Source organism: Phenylobacterium sp., from assembly GCF_030651185.1.
GTDB lineage: Bacteria > Pseudomonadota > Alphaproteobacteria > Caulobacterales > Caulobacteraceae > Phenylobacterium.
In genome coordinates, this window is the sequence record NZ_JAUSCJ010000010.1 from 1 (window position 1) to 18,147 (window position 18,147).

Sequence of the window (18,147 nt, forward strand, 5' to 3'; positions counted from 1 at the left end):
GGTGGCGCTGAAGGGCGGTGGCGCCAACGTCCCCGTCGAGCGCGCCCTCGACCTGGTCTATGGCTACGCGGTCGGCGTCGACCTGACGCGCCGGGACTTGCAGAACGCCGCCAAGGACAAGGGCCAGCCCTGGGAAGCCGGTAAGGCCTTCGACGCCTCGGCCCCGATCTCCGCCATCCGCCCCTGGACCGGCCCCGCGCCGCAGGGCCGCATCGCCATCTCCGTGAACGGGACGGTGAAACAGGAGGGCGTCGTGGCCGACATGATCTGGAACGTCGCCGAGATCATCGCCGAAGCCTCCAAGCTCTGGACGCTCGCGCCCGGCGACCTGATCTTCACGGGCACCCCGGAAGGCGTCGCGGCCATCGTGGCCGGCGACAGGATCGAGGGCGAGGTCGAAGGCGTCGGCGCCCTCAGCTTCACGATGGTTTGAGATGAGCCTGACCCTCTATTCCCAGTGGCGGGCCACCGCCCCCTACCGCGTGCGCATCGGTCTGGCGCTTAAGGGCCTCGACTACGCCTATGAGCCCGTCGACCTGGTGGCCGGCGCCCAGCACAAGCCGGCCTATCGGGCGGTCAATATCCAGCGTCTGGTGCCGACCCTCGACCTCGGCGACGGGACCGACGTCCTGACCCAGAGCCTGGCGATCCTGGAATATCTCGATGAGACCCATCCGGACCCGGCCCTGATGCCCAAGGATCCGATGGACCGTGCCCGGGTCCGCGCCATGGCCGGCGTCATCGCCTGCGACATCCACCCGCTCAACAACATGCGGGTGCAGCGGGCCCTGGAGGCTATGGACGTCGCCGCCCCGCGCCGCGCCAAGTGGACCGAGCGCTGGATCGTCGACGGCTTCAACACGCTTGAGCCGATGATCGCCAAGTACGGCAAGGGCTTCTGCTTCGGCGACACGCCGACCATCGCCGACTGCTGCCTGATCCCGCAGATCTATTCCGCCGCCCGCTACAAGGTGGAGCTGGACGCCTGGCCCGCGATCCAGGCGGTGGGGCTGCGCTCCAAGGAACACCCAGCCTTCATCGCCGCATTGCCCGAGAACCAGCCGGACGCGATCCCGGCCTAACCAATTCCGCTCATCCCGGCGGAGGCCGGGACCCAGATTCAACCCCGGCCTTCGATCAGGAATCCCGTTCGTGTGGTTCGTGTGGTTCGTGGTTCCAACTCTTCAAGCCGTGCGGCTGGAGAGGCCCATCAGATGTCCACGAACCACACGAACCACACGAACGGTGGATCGGCTCTCAGGCACTTGATGCATCTGGGTCCCGGCCTTCGCCGGGATGAGCGGTTGAGGGGGCGGAGCCTAGTTTCCGCGCACCCGCACCCGCGCCGTCACCTTGCGGCCCTCTGAGTCGATGACCATCAGGCGGTAGAAGCCGGGCCCTTTGGGCCGCCAGACGACGCGGCCGGAGACCGGATCGCGGTCCAGCGGCTCGCCGTCGATGTACCAGGTGAGGCCTTCGCCGCCGGCGGCCAGGACCAGGCCGCGGGACCTTGGCCCGAAGCTTGCCACCTGCACCGCCGAACCGTCCGGCGGGAAGATCAGGCGCGGGCCCGGCGTGATGGTGTCCAGTTTCTGCAGGGCCTGCGGCGCGGCGCGGGGCGCGATGGGGCGCGGGGCGGCGGCCGGGGCGTCCAGCAGGTCGGCGACGTCGAACAGCAGGGGCAGGGCCGCGTCGCGTCCGGTCAGGCCGCCCCGCGCGCCGCCATCGGCCCGGCCCGTCCAGACCAGGATCACGTACTTGCCCACCACACCGGCGGCGACGGCGTCGCGGAAGCCGTAGGAGGTGCCGGTCTTGAAGGCCATCAGCGGCCGGCCCTTGGTGAGGGCCGCCGGGCTGGACCCGGCCGGTGGCGGGGTCTCGCGCAGGATGTCCAGCACCTGGGTCGCGGCGGCCGAGCGCATCAGCCGGTCGCCGCCTTGGCGCGGACGTTTCGCCGCGTCGGCTTCCGTCCAGGCCAGGGGCTTGGCCACCCCGCCGTCGCCCAGGGCCGCATAGAGGACGGCCAGGTCCCGCAGGCTGATGCCGACGCCGCCGAGGGCGATGGCCAGGCCCGGCGTGCGCAGCTGGCGGCGCGGGCGGACGAGCGTCACGTCGACGGCGGCCAGCCGGGCCTCGAAGGAGGATGGCCCCACCTTCTCCAGCAGCTCGACGGCCGGCACGTTCAGGGAATGGGACAGGGCCTCACGAGCGGTGACCTTGCCGTGGAACACCCGGTCGAAGTTCTCCGGCTGGTAGTCGGCGAAGCGGCGGGGCGCGTCGTTGATCTCGGTGTCGGGCGCCGCGATGCCGTCGTCGAAGGCGAAGCCGTAGATGAAGGGCTTCAGCGACGAGCCCGGCGAGCGGATGGCCCGGGTCATGTCGATCCAGCCGCCGGGGCGGTCCAGGCCGCCCGAGCCCACGGCGGCGCGCACGGCCCGGCTCTTGATCTCCACCACCAGGATGGCGGCGGTATCCTCCGGCCCCTGGGCGCGGGAGACGGCGGCCGCCAGCGGCTCCAGCCGCGACTGCAGGCCGGCGTCGATGGTCGAGACCACCGACGCCTGGGAGGCGGGCGCGGCGCGGGCCAGCTGACCCGCCACGTGCCATGCCATCGACGGGAAGGGGGCGCGGCCGGGCAGGGGTTCGCTGTCGGCCTCGCTGGCCTCGACCTCGGTCATCCGCCGGGCGCGGACCACCTTGTCCAGCACCTCGCGGCGGGCGGATCGCGCGGCGTCGGGGCGACGGTCGGGGCGGCGGGCCTCCGGCGACTGCGGCAGGGCGATCAGCAGGGCCTGCTCGCTGTCGGTCAGGGTCTCCGGCTCATGGCCGAAATAGGAGAGGCTGGCGGCGCGAACCCCCTCCAGGTTGCCGCCATAGGGGGCCAGGGTCAGGTAGAGGGCCAGGATCTCGCGCTTGGAATAGCGGGCCTCGATCTGCACCGCCCGGATCATCTCGATCAGCTTGGCGCCGAGGTTGCGCGGGCGGGGCTCCAGCAGGCGGGCGGTCTGCATGGTCAGCGTCGAGGCGCCGGAGGTCACCTGGCCCCGGACCAGGGCCGAGCCCCCCGCCCGGATCACGGCGATGGGGTCGACGCCCGGGTGCAGCCAGAAGCGGGCGTCCTCGATGGCCACCAGGCGTCTTTGAAAGCTTCTATCTGTGCGCGCCAGATCCGCCCGGATCCGCCATCGCCCATCCTCCACCGGCAGGGCCCGCAGCCAGGCGCCGCGCTGGTCGAGCGCCACCGGCGAGGAGCGCTTGGCGCGGGACAGGTCCGGCGGCGCCAGGGCGTCCAGGGCGACCACCGCCGTCTCGACAGCCAGCAGGGCGATGAGCGCCAGGGTAAGGCGCTTGATTCTTTCCTTCTCCCCTTGCGGGAGAAGGTGGCCCTGCGGAGCAGGGTCGGATGAGGGGTCGCCCAGACCTCTCCGTCGAACCCTCGCCAACAGCGCGTCGAGGGCGGCGCGACCCCTCACCCGACCGTCCTCCGGACGGCCACCCTCTCCCGCAGGGGGAGAGAGTTTACGCGAATTGGCTCAGACACTACGGCCCCGGCGAGATGGTGGTCCGGTCGGCGGCCGTGCGAGCGTTCAGCGCGGGACGGTACATGTCCTTGGCCTGGGCGCCCGGCAGCAGGAAGTCGCCGGCGGTCACCGCGCGGGCCACATAGGCGAAGGAGAAGCTCGCCTTGCCCGCCAGGTCGGTGGCGGCGACATAGCGGTCGTCGCGGCTTTCCTGGACGTCGGCCCCGGTCAGGGTTCCCAGGAACCGGAACGGTCCGTTCTGGGCGTCGTCGGGTCCGAGCACCGTCTCGATCTCGAAGCCCGCGGGCAGCGGATCGTCGATGACCAGCGACATGGAGCGCGCCTGGCCGGAGCGCCCGGAGATCACCACGATCACCCGGTCGCCCTGGCGAAGCGCCCGGGGATCGACCACGCCACCGGTGAAGCCCACCAGCCGCTTGCTGAGGCTGATCCCGCTTTCGCTGGCCGGTGGGGCGGCGATGGGCGTGCCCGTCACCGTCACCGTCCGCCACAGCGCATTGCCGCCGTTGACGAAGCTTGCCGCCGAAAGCTTGCCAACCGCCCAGCGCGGGGCGCCGCCCGCCGGATTCAACGGTATGGCGCCGGTGGCGGTCACCTTCATCGGACCTGCCGCCTTCAGCATGAAGTGGGCGGCCTGCAGCAGGCGGGCTTGCTCCTGGGTGTTGAGGCTGTCGGGGTCTTTCACGGCGTTCTCGAGCCGGCCCTGAAGACCACGCGCCATGCCGCTTTCCCCGGCTTCGTAGGCGAGCGCGATGACGCCGGCCAGGTCCCGCAGCGGGCTCTGGTACCAGTCGCTGTCCTCGCGATAGCCGAGGCCGGCGATGGCCTGGCGCAGGGCCGAGCGGGCCCGGGCGTGGTCACCCATCAGGGCCAGACCGGCGCCCACCTGGGCCTTGGCCAGGGGCGACTTCTCGCTCTTCATCTGCACGTCGTGCCACCAGCGCAGGCGGCCCAGGTCACCGCGTCCGCCCTTGGCCAGGACGTAGAGGGCGTAGGCGGAGGCCCGCGACCGCATGGTCTCGGTGGCTTTCTTGGACGCCTCAGGCGAGCCCGCCCACCACTCGGGATATTCCGTGCGGTAGGAGATCGAGACCCAACCGGTGGGCTGGGAGATCTGGCGCATGGCCGACAGCGCCCGGTCGACCGCCTGTTGCGGCACTGGCACGCCCGCGCGCTGGGCCTCGATCAGGAAGTCGGTGGCGTAGGCGCCCAGCCAGGCGTCGGCCTCCCCGTCGCCCACCCGCCAGAGGCCGAAGGCCCCGTCGAGGGTCTGGCGGTCCAGCAGGCGGCCCACCGCCCCGGCCAGGGCGGCCGAAGAGCGCTTGACCTTCGGGTCGCTGCTGACCTCCTGGGCGTAGAGCAGGGGATAGGCCGCCGAGATGGTTTGCTCGGTGCAGCCATAGGGGTAGCGCGACAGGGCCACGGCGATCGGCCCGGGGTCGAAGCCCCGGAAGGGGGAGTAGCTGACCTGCAGGGTCGCGTCGCCCGCCGCCAGACCTGAGAGCAGGTTGGCCGTGGGTGTGTAGCTGGTCCCGGGGCGTTGCAGATCGATGGTGGTCCGGGTGACAGGGCTCCAGCCCAGGCGGGTCTGGATCGGATAGTCGCGAGTGGTCGTGAAGCCCGGTCCGGAAACCGTGAACCCGACCTTGCCGATACCGGCGCGGATGGGGGCGTCGAAGGCTATCCGCTCAGCGACCCGCTGATTGAGGGCCAGCTGATAGGCCTTCTTGAACGGCGCCAGGATGCCGCCCGACGAGGTGAGCTGGGCGACGTACTGGCCGACCTTGCCCTCCAGGTTATGCAGTTCCAGTGTCGCGAAGGCCTTGTCCCCGGGGGCCAGGAAGCGCGGCAGGGAGAGTTCGGTCACCACAGGCTCGCGCACGGTGAGCGGCTTGGAGGCCGATCCCACGGCGGTGTCGGTCCAGGCCACGGCCATCAGCCGCAGTTCGCCGTTGAAGTCCGGGGCGGGGAACTTGATCACCGCCTTGCCATCCAGCCCGGTCTCCACCACCCCCGACCACAGGGCCACGGTCTTGATAGGGGTGACGGTCAGGCCCTCGCCGCCGATCTCGTCGCCGCCGAAGCTGACATTGGCCGGCGCGCCCAGGTTCGGGTCGAGCATCCGGCCGTAGTCGTCACGGTAGTCCAGCGTCAGGGCCTTCTTGCCGAAGTACCACTTCACCGGATCGGGGCTGTCGAACTTGGTCAGCCGCAGGATGCCCTCGTCCACGGCCGCCAGCGTCACGTGCGCCCGGCCGCCGAGCCCGGCGCCCTTGATGGTGATCGGCACGCTGAGCGTGGCCTTGGAGTCCACCTTGACCGGGGTTCCCAGCTCCACGTTGAGCTTGCGGCTCTTGGGATCGAGGGGGACGTAGACCAGGCCGAGGGCCCGGCGGGGCTTGGGCGCGGCGACGGGATCGCGGGGCTGCACCACGCTCACCAGCACATAGGCCCCGCCGCCCCAGGCGCCGTTGGTCTTCAGGCGCACGGTGGCGCCGTCCTTGCCGACCGTGACGGTCTTGAAGTCGATCAGCCGGTCGGTGGCCACCGCGATCTGGGCCTCCCCGGCATAGGGGGGCTTCAGGGTGATCTCGACGGTGTCGCCCTGGGCGTAGGCCTTGGCCCCGGCGCTGACGCGCACGAAGTCGGGGGCCTCGACGTCCTTGGCCGGCGCGCCCCAGCCCGAGGCGAAGCGGATGACGCTTTTCGCGCCGCCGGGTCCGGTCAGCTCCAGGCGATAGTCGCCCCAGCCGAGACGGCGCGAGATGCGGGCCGGAGCCCCGGCGCCGACGTTCAGCGCACCCTTCTGCACCACCACGTCGCGGCTGGTCCGCCGCCACTGCCAGCGGCCGTCCTGCTGGAACCAGTCATAGTCCCAGTTCTCGGCGATCAGGCTGTAGGCGACGCCGTTGGCGGATGTGCGCTTGCCGGCCGCGTCGGCGGCGATGACGTTCAGCGCGATGGTGGGGTCGCCATTGCCACCGGTGTCGCCCTGGTCGACCTTGACCCCCAGATAGAGGGGCTTGGTGCGGATCTTCAGGTTCAGCCCCTCGCGCACCGGCCGGCCGCCGGGCTCGAAGACGCTGGCGGTCATGATGGCCGACAGCGGCTGGGGGGTGTCGCCGGCCTCGGCGGCCGACAGCTTCAGGACCGCGCGGCCCTCACCGTCGGTGACGGTCTGGCCGAGATCGAGGTACTTCTCCTCGAAGGGGCTGACCTGGTCGCCCCACGAATAGCCCTCGAACTGCGGGAAGGGATCGGCGTCGACCTTCAGCCGCGCCTCGCCCTGGACCTGCAGCCCGGCGCCCGCCGCGCCGTAGAGGAAGCGGGCGTTGATGTCGACATTGCGGATTTCCGCGGTCTTCAGCGGAACCGATTCCTGGCCGACGGTGGTCACCGCCAGGCGTTGCGGGGCGAAGTCCTCGACCGAGAAGCTCAGGCTTCCGGCGGGTTGCTCCAGGCCGTCGATCTCGACCTTGGCGGTCCAGCGGCCACGGGGCGCGCTCTTGGGCAGGACCACGTCGGCGCCCACCGAGCCTGCCGGGGCGCGGTCGAAGGCGTAGCGCTTGAACTCCACGCCCGAGGGCCGACGCACCACGATGGCGCCCTTGCGGTCCTTGACGGCCTTGACCTCGCGGTCGCGGAGCAGGGCGTTCAGGTGGACGGTCTCGCCGGGGCGATAGATGCCGCGATCACCATAGATGTAGGCGTCGACAGCGGTGGAGACCGAGCGGCCGGCCGTGCCGCCGTCCGGGCTTTCGCTGGTGCGGCCGCCGATGCCCTGTTTCGACAGGTCGACGGGCGCGCGGTCGAGGTCAAGCACCGCGAGGTCGCCGGCCTGGCCATAGGCCATCACCATCTTGGCGTCGGCGGGGCCCTCGCCCTCCAGCAGGGCGTGGTCAAAGCGCACGCGGCCCGAGGCGTCGGCATTGGCCACGGCCAGGTCCTCGCCATTGCGGGCCACCAGGGTGACCTTTACGCCGGGCAGGGTCTTGGCGGTCTTCAGCGAGCGGACCACCACGTCCAGCGCCTCGGAACCGTCATAGGCCGAGAGCGCCATGTCGGTGAACATCACCCAGCGCCTCGCCTGAGCCGGCGGGTTGGGGTCGAGGCTCTCGCCGTCGTCGCCCTTGATGGCCCGGCCACCCGAGGCGTCGCGGGCCTTGATGACATAACCGCCCGGCTTCATGTCCTTGAGCACGGCGCCCAGGGGGAAGACGGTGGTGGTGCGGTCGCCGGCGTTCTGGGCGTTCACCGCCACCTCGCCCTTCCAGACGACGCGGCCCTCGTCGTCGGGACTGTCGGAGCCGTAGTCGTCGGAATACTGGCCCTCGGGGGTGGGATCGGGGGCGCTGATCGACTTGCGGACCAGGTTGCGGTCCACCACGCGCCAGACCTCGACATAGAGCCTGCTGACATTGACGGTCTCGATGCCGATGCCATCGGCGTCCTCGCGCGGCAGGATCACGCCCTCGCCGGCGAAGCCGACATAGGGAGGCTTCTCGCCGAAGGTGAAGTCGACGTCGGCATTGGCGGCCAGGACCTCGCCGCCGCGGGCCGGCAAACCTTTGAGCAGGGTCACGCGGCGATCGGTGAAGCCGACGCCGGCGACGCAGAGTTCGGAACCCTTCACAGAGACGGCCGGGCTGCTTCCGAGATCGGGCGCCACCAGCACGAAGTCGGCATAGGACTTGGCGGGATCGAGCGGCCTCGTCAGCTCGACGCAGGCTAGCGGCTCGGGCTTGGAGGTGTCGATGCGCGAACGCCAGACCGCGAAGCCCTCGGGCTTGGGGATGCCGCGCCGGGGCGCGCTGGCGTTGCGGGGCTTGCCGAACAGGGACCAGCCCTGGGCGCCCGGCTCCAGCTTGGCGGTGGGGCCGGACTTGCCGGCGCCGAACAGGGACAGGCCGTCCATGCCCTTGGCGGCGATGAAGCCGCCCCCGAAGGCCGCCACCAGCAGGCCGGCGGCCAGCAGGGCCGGCACACGGCTGGTCCGCGCGCGGTCGGCCCAGCCCTTAAGGCGGTCGCGGAAGGCGGAGGTGGGACGCTGCGGCGCCGGATCGGGCCGGGGCATGGGCTCAGGCGCGCCCTCAGTCGGCGTCTCGTCGCTCGGAGCCATCGCCCCCTCCCCGGATGACTAGAGTGTTGCCGGCAGAGGGGAGGGCAAAGGCAGGCCAGCGTCAATTGGCGTAGCCTGTTGCGGGCGTTTTCGCGGGTGATTTTCCAGGACCGCGATGCCGGAGAGGCGCGGGTCTTGCCGTTCGCGGGAGATGTCTCCCCACGGATGAATTTTCACGCGCACCGAGAACCCACGAACACCGACTCGCCGAACACGAATTCTATCGCCTCGCTGCACCGCATTGTGATCGCAACCGCTTGACACAGAGGCGCGTTGGAGTCGTGATCAGCCATTCTTGCTGCAACGCACACAACGCGAGGCCGCCTATGACAGACCAACCGTTCGCCTACTCGCTGGCCCATGCCGAGCGCGGTTGGTCGTGGTCCGTCTATGACGAGGACGGCGAGACCGTGGCCACCGGCCTCGACCTCAGCCAGTCCGACGCCCAGGCCGCCGTCGAGGCCACCATCCGTCGCGTCTCCTGGAGATACGCGCCCAGCGCTTGACGGCTAACCCGGCTGGAGGTCCCATCGCGGTCATGGCGGCGCAAACGCGTCGCACCCCTCACCGCGCAAGGACGATCCCATGCGATCCCAACTTCTGGCGGCCACCGCGGTCGCCCTGCTGGCCTTCGGGCCGGCCGCCGCCCAAGGCGCAAAGCCCACCGCCGCCGAGGCCAAGGCCTTCGTCGACAAGGCCGAGGCCGACCTCGCGGCCTTCAACGAATACGCCGCGAAGTCCTCCTGGGTGCGGGCCACCTACATCACCGAGGACACCCAATGGCTGGAGGCCAAGGCCAGCGCCGAGCAGAACGTGCTGGCCACCGGCTACGCCAAGCAGGCGGCCAGGTACGACGGGGTGGCCGTCGATCCGGTGACCGCCCGCAAGCTGAAGCTGCTGAAGCTCTATCTGGTGACCCCGGCGCCTGATCGGCCGGGCGCGGCGGCGGAGCTGGCGACCCTGCAGTCGAAGCTGGACTCCACCTACTCCACCGGCAAGTTCGACCACCAGGGCAAGTCGCTGACCCTGAACGACGCTGAGGACATCCTGGCCAAGAGCCGCGACCCGGCCGAGCTGAAAGCGGTCTGGGAAGGCTGGCACACCGTCGCCCCGCCGATGAAGGCCGACTACGCCAAGGCCGCGGCCCTGACCAACGAGGGCGCCAAGGGCCTGGGCTTCCCCGACACCGGCGCCCTCTGGCGCTCGAACTACGACATGGACCCCGACGCCTTCGCCGCCGAGACCGACCGGCTGTGGACCCAGGTCGAGCCCTTCTACCGCAACCTGCACTGCTATGTGCGCGCCCGGCTGAACGACAGGTACGGCGACGCCGTCCAGCCCCGCACCGGCCCGATCCGAGCCGACCTGACGGGCAACATGTGGGCCCAGTCCTGGGGCAATATCTACGACGTGGTGGCGCCCAAGACCGCCGGTTCCAGCTACGATCTCGACAAGCTGCTGGTGAAGAACGGCTACACCCCGGTGAAGATGACCCAAACGGGGGAGGCCTTCTATTCGTCCCTGGGCTTTGATCCCCTGCCCAAGACCTTCTGGGAACGCTCGATGCTGGAGCGTCCCCGGGACCGCGAGGTCACCTGCCACGCCTCGGCCTGGAATGTGAACGACCGCGACGACATCCGCATCAAGGCCTGTTTCAAGGTCAACGGCGAGGACTTCTACACCGTCCACCACGAGCTGGGTCACAACTACTATCAGCGCGCCTATTCGGCTCAGCCCTTCCTGTTCAAGGGCTCGGCCAATGACGGTTTCCACGAGGCGGTGGGGGATCTGGCCGGCATGTCGGCCCTCACGCCCACCTATCTCAACCAGATCGGCCTGCTGGAAAAGGTCCCCGGGGCGGAGGAGGACATCCCCTATCTGCTGAAGATGGCGCTCGACAAGATCGCCTTCCTGCCCTTCGGCCTGATGATCGACAAGTGGCGCTGGCAGGTGTTCTCAGGCCAGGTGGACCCGGCGCACTACAACGAAGCCTGGTGGAAGCTGCGCGGCCAGTACCAAGGCCTGACCCCGCCCGGCCCGCGCCCGGCCGACGCCTTCGACCCGGCCGCCAAGTACCACATCGCCGCCAGCGTGCCCTATGTCCGCTACTTCCTGGCCTTCAACTACGAGTTCCAGTTCCAGCGCGCGGCCTGCAAGCAGATGGGCTGGACGGGGCCGCTGCACCGCTGCTCGCTCTATGGCCGCAAGGATGTGGGCGAGAAGCTCAACGCCATGCTGGAGCTGGGCAATTCGCAGCCCTGGCAGGACACTCTGAAGGTCTATTCGGGCGAGACCCGCACCGACGGCAGCGCCATCACCGAGTACTTCAAGCCGCTGAACGTCTGGCTGATCAAACAGAACAAGGGCGAACGCTGCGGCTGGTGATCTGAGGGCGATCCTTACAGCCCCGTTTACCCTGCGTGGCGCCTCTTTCGTTTACGCTGACCTGCGAGACTTCCCCGATCTTCCTGCGATCGGGGGCGTGGCGTGCGCGCGAAACTGGACCAAGACAACACTCGGCGGATGGGCTGGCGCGTGCGCCTGCTGCGCCGCCTCGTGGCCGGCGCCAGGGACGAGAACGGCGCCGCGGCGGTGTTCTTCGCCGTCTCGCTGATCCTGCTGGCCCCGCTGATGCTGGGCATGTTCGACGTCTACCTGGCCTCGACCCAGCGCAACAACCTGCAGGATGCGCTGGACGCCGCGACCCTGTTCGCCGCCCGGTCCACCGGGACGACCACCCAGGCGGTGGACGCCGTGGGCGACGCCGCCCTGACCGCCAACCTGGTGCTGCCGGCCGGCTCGACCCTGGTGGCCTCGACCTTCACCCTGGTGGGCGACAAGGTGGTGGGCTACGCCGAGGTCTCGCCGCCAGCCCTGGCGCCGGACCTGTTCACCCACGGCAATGTGAAGGCCAATTCCGAGGTTGTCCGCTCGCTGGACAAGCTGGAGATCGCCCTGGTCCTCGACAACACCGGATCGATGCAGGGGACCAAGCTCACCACCCTGAAGGACGCCGCCGCCGACCTCGTGGACAAGCTGGTGGAAGCCTCGGCCCGCAGCGCCCAGACCGACCCCCTGAAGATCGCCCTGGTGCCATTCTCCACCACGGTGCGGGTGCAGAACACCACCGCCCTCACCAACTACAACACCACCACCCACACCGGACCGGGCATCCCGGCCTGGATCGATCCCATGGCGAATGCGCGCTGGAACGGAACCACCAACAACGACATCTTCGAGGTCAGCGCGGGCAGCACCACCAAGACCGACCGCTTCCACATGATGAAGAACATCGGCCAGTCCTGGTCGGGCTGCGTCGAGCAGCGGGCCCAGCCCTATGACATCAAGGAGGACGCGGCGGTTTCGACCACGCCGGCCTCGATGTTCATCCCCTATTTCTGGCCCGACGAGCCCGACAGCGGCTACTACAACAACTACATGAACGACGTGTCGGGCCTCACGGCCTGGAAGGACAAGGAGCGGCGCACCGGCAAGTACACCGGCGGCAGCATGAAGCGCACCGGGGCCATGAGCCTCGATAGCTCGGCCTATGGCGTCTACGCGCTCGGACCGAACGCCGGCTGCACCCTGCAACCGTTGATCCCCCTGACCACCAGCAGCGCCACCATCAAGACCGGCATCAACGCCATGACGGCGGTCGGCGAGACCAACATCCCCCTGGGCCTGGTCTGGGGCTGGCACGCCGTCTCCCCCATCGGGCCGCTGGCCCACGGTTCGGCCTACAACACGCCCCACGTGCGCAAGATCATCATCCTGATGACCGATGGCGAGAACACCATGAACAGCCCGTCCAAGGGCTCCAACGGCTCGTTCTATGGCGGTCTGGGCTATCTCTGGCAGAACATCCTGGGCACCACCTCGACCAACGCCAACACCCGCGCCGACGCGATCGACACGCGCCTGTCCCTGCTCTGCACGGCGGTGAAGGACAAGGATATCGTGGTCTATACAGTGCGCGTGGAGGTCACGAGCGGCACCTCCAGCTTGCTGCAGACCTGCGCCTCGACCCCGGACAAGTTCTATGACGTGCAGGACGTGTCGGACCTGTCGGCGGCCTTCGACGCCATCGCGGGCTCCATCGACAACCTTCGGCTCGCCAAATAGCGGCTTTCGCGCACAGTGCTTGAGAACCGGACCCCGGAGGCCTATCTTGGTCTCCGGCGGGTCTGCTGCGGATCTCGTCGAAGGCAACAAATCCCAGAGACCTTAATTCTCTCTACGGGAGCTGTCCCTGTCCGGGCTCGTGGGCCCGGGCATATGGCGCCCACCTGGTATACCAGGTCCGAGGGGGTTTTAACCGTCCTTCACGGCTCTCGCGGCGCCGCCACCCTTTCCCTCCCTTGGGGTTAGATCTTGTCCCCGATCTCCAAGACCGAGCAGCGGGCGCGGTTGCGCGTGTTGCGCAAGGCCCTGGCCGTCGCGGCCCCAAACGCCGCCGAGCGGGCCGCCGCCCTGCTGCCCCTGGAGCGCCTGCCCGCCTTCGCCACCTTCGCCGGCTACCATGCCCTGGGCTCGGAACTGGACCCCAGCCCGCTGATCCGCAGGCTGGCGGCCACCGGCGCCATGCTGAGCCTGCCGGTGGCCCTGTCGCGCGACGCGCCCCTGGTGTTCCGGGCCTGGGATCCTCGCGATACCCTGGTTCCCGACGCCGTCGGCGTGCCCGCGCCGCCGCCCGCGGCGCCGGGGCTGCATCCGGACCTGGTGATCGCCCCGCTTCTGGCCTTCGACCGCAAGGGGGGGCGACTGGGTCAGGGCGGCGGCCACTATGACCGGACCCTGGAAAGTCTGCGGGCGGCCCGTCCGGTCTTCGTCCTGGGGCTGGCCTATGCCGGTCAGGAGGTGGAGCCGATGAACCTGGCCCCCCACGATCAGAGGCTGGACGCCATTCTCACGGAAACCGGGTATATGGAAGTCTAGAGCATGTCAGGCGCGAGTGGGGACCGGTTCGCCGCCCGGACATGCTCTAGTTTCAAGAAGATAGACCCTTTTCATCCGATCAGGTTCCAACCTGATCCGGAAAGGGTCTAGAGGCCTCAAGGATTTTCAATGCGTTTTGCTTTCTTCGGGGATGTGGTTGGCCGCGCCGGGCGCGACGGGATTTCCGACCATCTCCCCGCTCTGCGTCGCCGCCTGGCGCTGGATTTCGTGATCATCAACGCCGAGAACGCCGCGGCGGGCTTCGGCATCACCGAGAACACGGCGCGTGAGCTGTTCGACGCCGGGGCCGATTGCCTGACGCTGGGCAACCACTCCTTCGACCAGAAGGAGGCGTTGACCTATATCGTCCGGGAGCCGCGCCTTATCCGTCCGGTCAACTATCCGCTGTTCGCCGACACCCCCGGGCGCGGCTCCCAGATGTTCGAGACCGACAAGGGCCAACGCATCCTGGTGATCAACGTCCTGGGCCGCGTCCACATGGACAGCCTGGATGACCCCTTCGCCGCCGTCGACCGCGAACTCGAGGCCTGCCCGCTGGGCATGGCCGTGGACGCCATCGTGGTGGACATCCATGCCGAGATCACCAGCGAGAAGATGGCCATGGGCCACTTCTGCGACGGCCGCGCCAGCCTGGTGGTGGGCACCCACACCCATGTTCCCACCGCCGACTGCCAGATCCTCAACGGCGGCACGGCTTACCAGACCGACGCCGGCGCCTGCGCCGACTATGACAGCGTCATCGGCAATCAGAAGGAAGAGCCCCTGCGGCGCTTCACCACCCGCATCTCGGGCGGCCGCTACAAGCCCGCCGAGGGGCCGGCCACCGTCTGCGGAGTCTATGTGGAGACCGACGACGCTACCGGCCTGGCGCTGCGGGTCGAGCCGATCCGCATTGGCGGGCGGCTGTCGGAAACCGTGCCGGTGCTGGACGCCGTGGCCGCGGAATAATCCACCACCCGTCATCCCCGGGCTTGTCCCGGGGACCCATGATCTCCGCCTAGACCCAGAACAAGCCAGCGGCGCCGCTGCGCGCCTTGCTGCGCCACGGAGATCATGGGTGGCCGGGACAAGCCCGGCCATGACGATCTGATTTTAAGCGGCGGCGGTCTTCGCCGCGTCAACCCGCGCCTCGCAGGCGTCGAGGATGGCGGCGATCAGGGCCATGGGCTGGATCGGCTTGGGCTGCACGTCGTCGAAGCCGTGGGCCAGCAGCTTCTGATCCTCGCCGGGCATGGCGTCGGCGGTGAGCGCGATCACCGGCTGGCGGGCGTCGCCCGTCTCGCCGGCGCGGATGCGGCGCAGGGCCTCGATGCCGTCCATGCGCGGCATGTGAACGTCCATCAGCACCAGGTCGAAGGCCCTTTCCCGCAGCATGTCCAGGGCCTCGACCCCGTCATTGGCGGTTTCGAGACGAGCGCCGACCGCCTCCAGGACGGCGCGCACCACCGCCTGGTTGATCGGGTTGTCCTCGGCCACCAGCAGGGTGAGATGCGAAAGGCCGCCGCTCTCCGCCTGGGGCTCGGCCAGGTCGACCGCGTCGGCGCGGGGCAGCTCCAGGGTGACGCGGAACACCGAACCCCGGTCCGGCTCGCTTTCCACCGCGATCTCGCCGCCCATCAGGTCGGTAAGCTGGCGGCAGATGGCCAGGCCCAGGCCCGTGCCGCCGAACTTGCGCGTGGTGGCGGCGTCGGCCTGGGCGAAGGACTGGAAGAGCCTGGCCTGTTGTTCCGGTGTGATGCCGATGCCGGTGTCGGAGACGGCGATCTCGAAACGGACGGTGTCCTCGCCCTGGGCGATCATCGGCCGGACCGAGAGGCGGACCTCGCCAGCTTGCGTGAACTTGAGCGCGTTGGACACCAGATTCAGCATGATCTGACGGATCCGGTTGGGGTCGCCGGACAGCCAGCGGGGCGCGCCGGGCGCCAGCTCGTAGCTGATGTCCACCCCCTTGGCGCTGGCGGTCTCCCGCCACAGGTCGATGACCCGGGCGCCCACCTCGCTGAGGTCGAAGGCGATCTCCTCCAGCTGCAGCTTGCCGGCCTCGATCTTGGAGACGTCGAGGATGTCATTGAGGATGGCCATCAGGCCATCGCCGGAGCGGATCAGCATCTCCACCTGGGCGGCCTGTCGGTCGTCGAGGCGGGTCTGTTTCAGGGCGTGCGCCATGCCCAGGACCCCGTTCATGGGAGTGCGCAGTTCGTGGCTCATCATGGCCAGGAAGGCCGACTTGGCCTGGTTGGCCTCGACGGCTTCGCGTTGGGCGCTCTCCAGGGCCTCGGCGTTGCGCATGTTCACGACGGCGCTGTTGAAGACGTAGAGCACCGCCAGGCTGACGCTGATCCCCAGGGTCAGCAGGGGTATGCCCTGAAAGCCGCCGTCCAGCAGGATCAGGCTCACCAGCAGGATGGCCGGGATACCGGCGAGGATGCCCAGGGCCAGCTTCGAGCGGAACGCGAAGCACTGGGCATGGATCATCTGGCTGGCGGAGATGGCGATGCAGACCAGCTGCAGGGCCTGGGACCCGGTTCGCCAGTACATCCAGGCGGCGCCCGACCAGATCAGGCTGATGGCGATCGTGGCGCCGACATAGAGCAGGCGCGTGGCCGTGGAGGGGCGTCGCCCCGCCGCCGCGTCGCGGGTGACCCACCACGTCCAGGCCTCGCCGGCGAAGACGGCGGCGAGCCAGGCGACCGCGGGCCAAGGGCCGAAGTTGAAGCCGAGCAACACCGCGCTGATGGAGGTGATGACCAGGCGGATCCACAGTGTCGCACGCGACTCCGCGGCGACGATGTCGAGCTGTTCGTTGAGCAGGCCGCGCGGCGTCATCGTTCCGGCCGGCCCCCTTTGGCGCGTGTTGATTTGCCCTGGGTTCAACCTAGACCGGCAATCGTGAAATCTTCGTTTTTTGACGGGGCGGACAAAACCCCGTTAGCGCGGCGGACGGGGTCCCGCGGGCGGGCTGGGCAGGGTGGTCAGGATCAGCGTGCCGTCGCCGTCGGTGTCGAGGAGCGCGAACCGCTTGCCCGCCGCCTTGGCCCACTCCTCGGCGGTCACCTTCCAGTCGAGATTGGCGTCGCCGCCGCGCACCGGCTGGGGCTCGTTGAGCAGGCCGTAGCGGGCGGCCCCCTCGCGGGGGACGGCGCGTTGGGGGCCACCGCCATGTCGGCTCCCGCCCCGAGGGCCGCCGGGGCCGCCGCGCGGTATGTGGCTGGCCTCGGAGTCGCCGCCCATGGGACCGCGGCGGTCGCCGCCGCCCTCGCCAGGGAAGCTCATGCGGGTGATCTCGGGCGCGATCTTCGTCTCGTAGGCGCTGTTCTCGAAGCCGTCGATTCTGCCATCGCCATTGGCGTCGAGCACCTTGAAGAAGACCATGGCGTCGGCGCGAAATTCCGCCAGCGACAGCGCGCCGTCATGGTCGGCGTCGGCCTGTGCGAACCAGGTCTCGCGCCCATCGCCACCCCGGAAGGGCTGGCCGGAGGGGCTGATGAACAGCCGGCCCATGCCTTCGGGCGGCGGCTGGCCGGCGGCTGGCGTGGCGATCAAGGCGGCGAGGAGCAGCAGGTGGCGCATGGAGATCCCTTCGGTGGGGACCAAATGGCCAAGCTCATGGGACCAAACTAAGCCGCGGCTGTAACGCCGGTGAAACGCGACGGCTTCCTCACCCCTGGACGGAGAGGAAAACTATCCCTTGTCCCGCGCGGCCAGGCTGGCGCCTCCGACGCCCCAGTGTTCGCGTTCGACCTCGTCGATCACCACGAAGGTGGTGGCGGGGTTCTTGTTCAGCACCCGGGCCAGCAGCTCGGTGGTCCCGGCGATCAGCTCTTCCTTCTGGGCCTGGGTGGCGCCGGGCGTGATGCGGATGTTGACGTAGGGCATGGAGCGAACCTGGATGCTGTGGCTTAAGTCACCTCGTCCTTAAGGCCGGAGTTCCGACATGTCCCGCTTCCTCGCCCGTGTGCTGATCGCAGCCCTGGGTCTCTGGCTCGCCGCGGCGGTCTTGCCGGGGGTCTCCTATTCCGGCTGGCTCGACCTGTTGCTGGCGGCCCTGCTGCTGGGCCTGGTCAACGCCATCGTCCGGCCCATCGTCTTCCTGCTGACCCTGCCCCTGACCATTCTGACCCTCGGGCTGTTCCTGCTTGTGGTGAACGCCGCGATGATCGGGCTGGTGGCCCTGCTGCTGCCGGGCTTCATGGTCTCGGGCCTGATCCCCGGTATCCTCGCCTCGATCATCGTGGGCGTGGTGAGCTGGATCGGCGGGGTCGTGCTGGGCGACGGAAAGGCCGACTGATGGCCACCTTCCTCGTGCGTCACAAGGGCGAGCTCGGTGTCGAGTGGGCCTTCCTCAAGGCCAAGTCGCCAGGGGCCATCGCGACGGCCTTCCGCGACCTGGAGGTGATCGAGCCCTGGCCGGAATGGGCGACGCCGCAGATGGTCAAGGACGTGGGGGTCTATGACATCAAGGGCGAGCTGAGCCCGCTGCTGGAACGCCTGAAGAAACCGGCATGAAAAAGGGCGGAGCCTCGCGGC

Annotated in this window: 14 protein-coding genes and 1 other RNA gene; 10 read left to right on the forward strand and 5 right to left on the reverse strand. The window is 69.2% G+C overall.

Annotated elements, in window-relative coordinates:
• Together Q7J39_RS02560 and maiA are read left to right on the forward strand one after the other, a co-directional pair.
• Positions 1-433 (forward strand): fumarylacetoacetate hydrolase family protein (locus Q7J39_RS02560; RefSeq protein ID WP_304820105.1); only part of this gene is annotated, 433 nt, incomplete at its 5' end.
• Position 434: 1 nt separating this feature from the next.
• Positions 435-1,082 (forward strand): maleylacetoacetate isomerase, encoded by a 648-nt coding sequence (gene maiA / locus Q7J39_RS02565; protein WP_304820107.1) that lies wholly within the window; start codon positions 435-437, stop codon positions 1,080-1,082.
• 237 nt (positions 1,083-1,319) lie between these two features.
• On the opposite strand, the gene pbpC is transcribed toward maiA, so the two are convergent.
• Both pbpC and Q7J39_RS02575 read right to left on the reverse strand, forming a co-directional pair.
• On the reverse strand, positions 1,320-3,353 hold the full coding sequence (pbpC, locus tag Q7J39_RS02570) for a penicillin-binding protein 1C (protein ID WP_304820223.1): 2,034 nt from the start codon (positions 3,351-3,353) through the stop codon (positions 1,320-1,322).
• 187 nt (positions 3,354-3,540) lie between these two features.
• On the reverse strand, positions 3,541-8,661 hold the full coding sequence (locus Q7J39_RS02575) for an alpha-2-macroglobulin (protein ID WP_304820109.1): 5,121 nt from the start codon (positions 8,659-8,661) through the stop codon (positions 3,541-3,543).
• 326 nt (positions 8,662-8,987) lie between these two features.
• On the opposite strand from Q7J39_RS02575, the gene Q7J39_RS02580 reads away from it, so the two are divergent.
• From Q7J39_RS02580 to Q7J39_RS02605, 6 genes are all read left to right on the forward strand, one after another.
• Positions 8,988-9,167, forward strand: coding sequence for a hypothetical protein (locus Q7J39_RS02580; RefSeq protein WP_215338147.1), 180 nt, complete (start codon positions 8,988-8,990; stop codon positions 9,165-9,167).
• A gap of 79 nt (positions 9,168-9,246) precedes the next feature.
• Entirely contained in the window at positions 9,247-11,046 is a 1,800-nt protein-coding gene (locus Q7J39_RS02585) for a M2 family metallopeptidase (protein WP_304820111.1), read from the forward strand.
• A gap of 102 nt (positions 11,047-11,148) precedes the next feature.
• Positions 11,149-12,786 (forward strand): TadE/TadG family type IV pilus assembly protein, encoded by a 1,638-nt coding sequence (locus Q7J39_RS02590; protein ID WP_304820113.1) that lies wholly within the window; start codon positions 11,149-11,151, stop codon positions 12,784-12,786.
• 59 nt (positions 12,787-12,845) lie between these two features.
• Positions 12,846-13,007: non-coding RNA, 6S RNA (ssrS, locus tag Q7J39_RS02595), on the forward strand.
• Between the two features lie 28 nt (positions 13,008-13,035).
• Positions 13,036-13,599 carry a 5-formyltetrahydrofolate cyclo-ligase gene (locus Q7J39_RS02600; protein ID WP_304820115.1) on the forward strand — a complete coding sequence of 188 codons (564 nt, stop codon included), beginning with the start codon at positions 13,036-13,038 and terminating at the stop codon, positions 13,597-13,599.
• A gap of 129 nt (positions 13,600-13,728) precedes the next feature.
• A complete protein-coding gene (locus Q7J39_RS02605; RefSeq protein WP_304820117.1) occupies positions 13,729-14,568 on the forward strand; it encodes a TIGR00282 family metallophosphoesterase in 840 nt (279 codons plus the stop codon).
• A 144-nt stretch (positions 14,569-14,712) separates the two neighbouring features.
• On the opposite strand, the gene Q7J39_RS02610 is transcribed toward Q7J39_RS02605, so the two are convergent.
• The 3 genes from Q7J39_RS02610 to Q7J39_RS02620 form a co-directional block, all read right to left on the reverse strand.
• Positions 14,713-16,446, reverse strand: coding sequence for an ATP-binding protein (locus Q7J39_RS02610; RefSeq protein WP_304820119.1), 1,734 nt, complete (start codon positions 16,444-16,446; stop codon positions 14,713-14,715).
• A gap of 102 nt (positions 16,447-16,548) precedes the next feature.
• Positions 16,549-17,190 (reverse strand): EF-hand domain-containing protein, encoded by a 642-nt coding sequence (locus Q7J39_RS02615; protein ID WP_304820121.1) that lies wholly within the window; start codon positions 17,188-17,190, stop codon positions 16,549-16,551.
• A gap of 111 nt (positions 17,191-17,301) precedes the next feature.
• Complete coding sequence (locus tag Q7J39_RS02620) at positions 17,302-17,496, reverse strand: 4-oxalocrotonate tautomerase family protein (RefSeq protein ID WP_304820123.1); 195 nt, start codon at positions 17,494-17,496, stop codon at positions 17,302-17,304.
• 58 nt (positions 17,497-17,554) lie between these two features.
• On the opposite strand from Q7J39_RS02620, the gene Q7J39_RS02625 reads away from it, so the two are divergent.
• Positions 17,555-17,908, forward strand: a complete 354-nt coding sequence (locus Q7J39_RS02625) for a phage holin family protein (protein WP_304820126.1) — start codon at positions 17,555-17,557, stop codon at positions 17,906-17,908.
• On the forward strand, positions 17,908-18,126 hold the full coding sequence (locus Q7J39_RS02630) for a hypothetical protein (protein WP_304820128.1): 219 nt from the start codon (positions 17,908-17,910) through the stop codon (positions 18,124-18,126). Before Q7J39_RS02625 ends, Q7J39_RS02630 begins: the two co-directional genes overlap by 1 nt.
• Positions 18,127-18,147 lie beyond the last annotated feature (21 nt).

Excerpts from the sequence above, each read along its gene's own strand:
- maiA (WP_304820107.1), top strand. The coding sequence starts at position 435 with ATGAGCCTGACCCTCTATTCCCAGTGGCGGGCCACCGCCCCCTACCGC.
- Q7J39_RS02575 (WP_304820109.1), bottom strand. The coding sequence starts at position 8,661 with ATGGCTCCGAGCGACGAGACGCCGACTGAGGGCGCGCCTGAGCCCATG.
- Q7J39_RS02580 (WP_215338147.1), top strand. The coding sequence starts at position 8,988 with ATGACAGACCAACCGTTCGCCTACTCGCTGGCCCATGCCGAGCGCGGT.
- Q7J39_RS02585 (WP_304820111.1), top strand. The coding sequence starts at position 9,247 with ATGCGATCCCAACTTCTGGCGGCCACCGCGGTCGCCCTGCTGGCCTTC.
- Q7J39_RS02605 (WP_304820117.1), top strand. The coding sequence starts at position 13,729 with ATGCGTTTTGCTTTCTTCGGGGATGTGGTTGGCCGCGCCGGGCGCGAC.
- Q7J39_RS02610 (WP_304820119.1), bottom strand. The coding sequence starts at position 16,446 with ATGACGCCGCGCGGCCTGCTCAACGAACAGCTCGACATCGTCGCCGCG.
- Q7J39_RS02615 (WP_304820121.1), bottom strand. The coding sequence starts at position 17,190 with ATGCGCCACCTGCTGCTCCTCGCCGCCTTGATCGCCACGCCAGCCGCC.
- Q7J39_RS02620 (WP_304820123.1), bottom strand. The coding sequence starts at position 17,496 with ATGCCCTACGTCAACATCCGCATCACGCCCGGCGCCACCCAGGCCCAG.
- Q7J39_RS02625 (WP_304820126.1), top strand. The coding sequence starts at position 17,555 with ATGTCCCGCTTCCTCGCCCGTGTGCTGATCGCAGCCCTGGGTCTCTGG.
- Q7J39_RS02630 (WP_304820128.1), top strand. The coding sequence starts at position 17,908 with ATGGCCACCTTCCTCGTGCGTCACAAGGGCGAGCTCGGTGTCGAGTGG.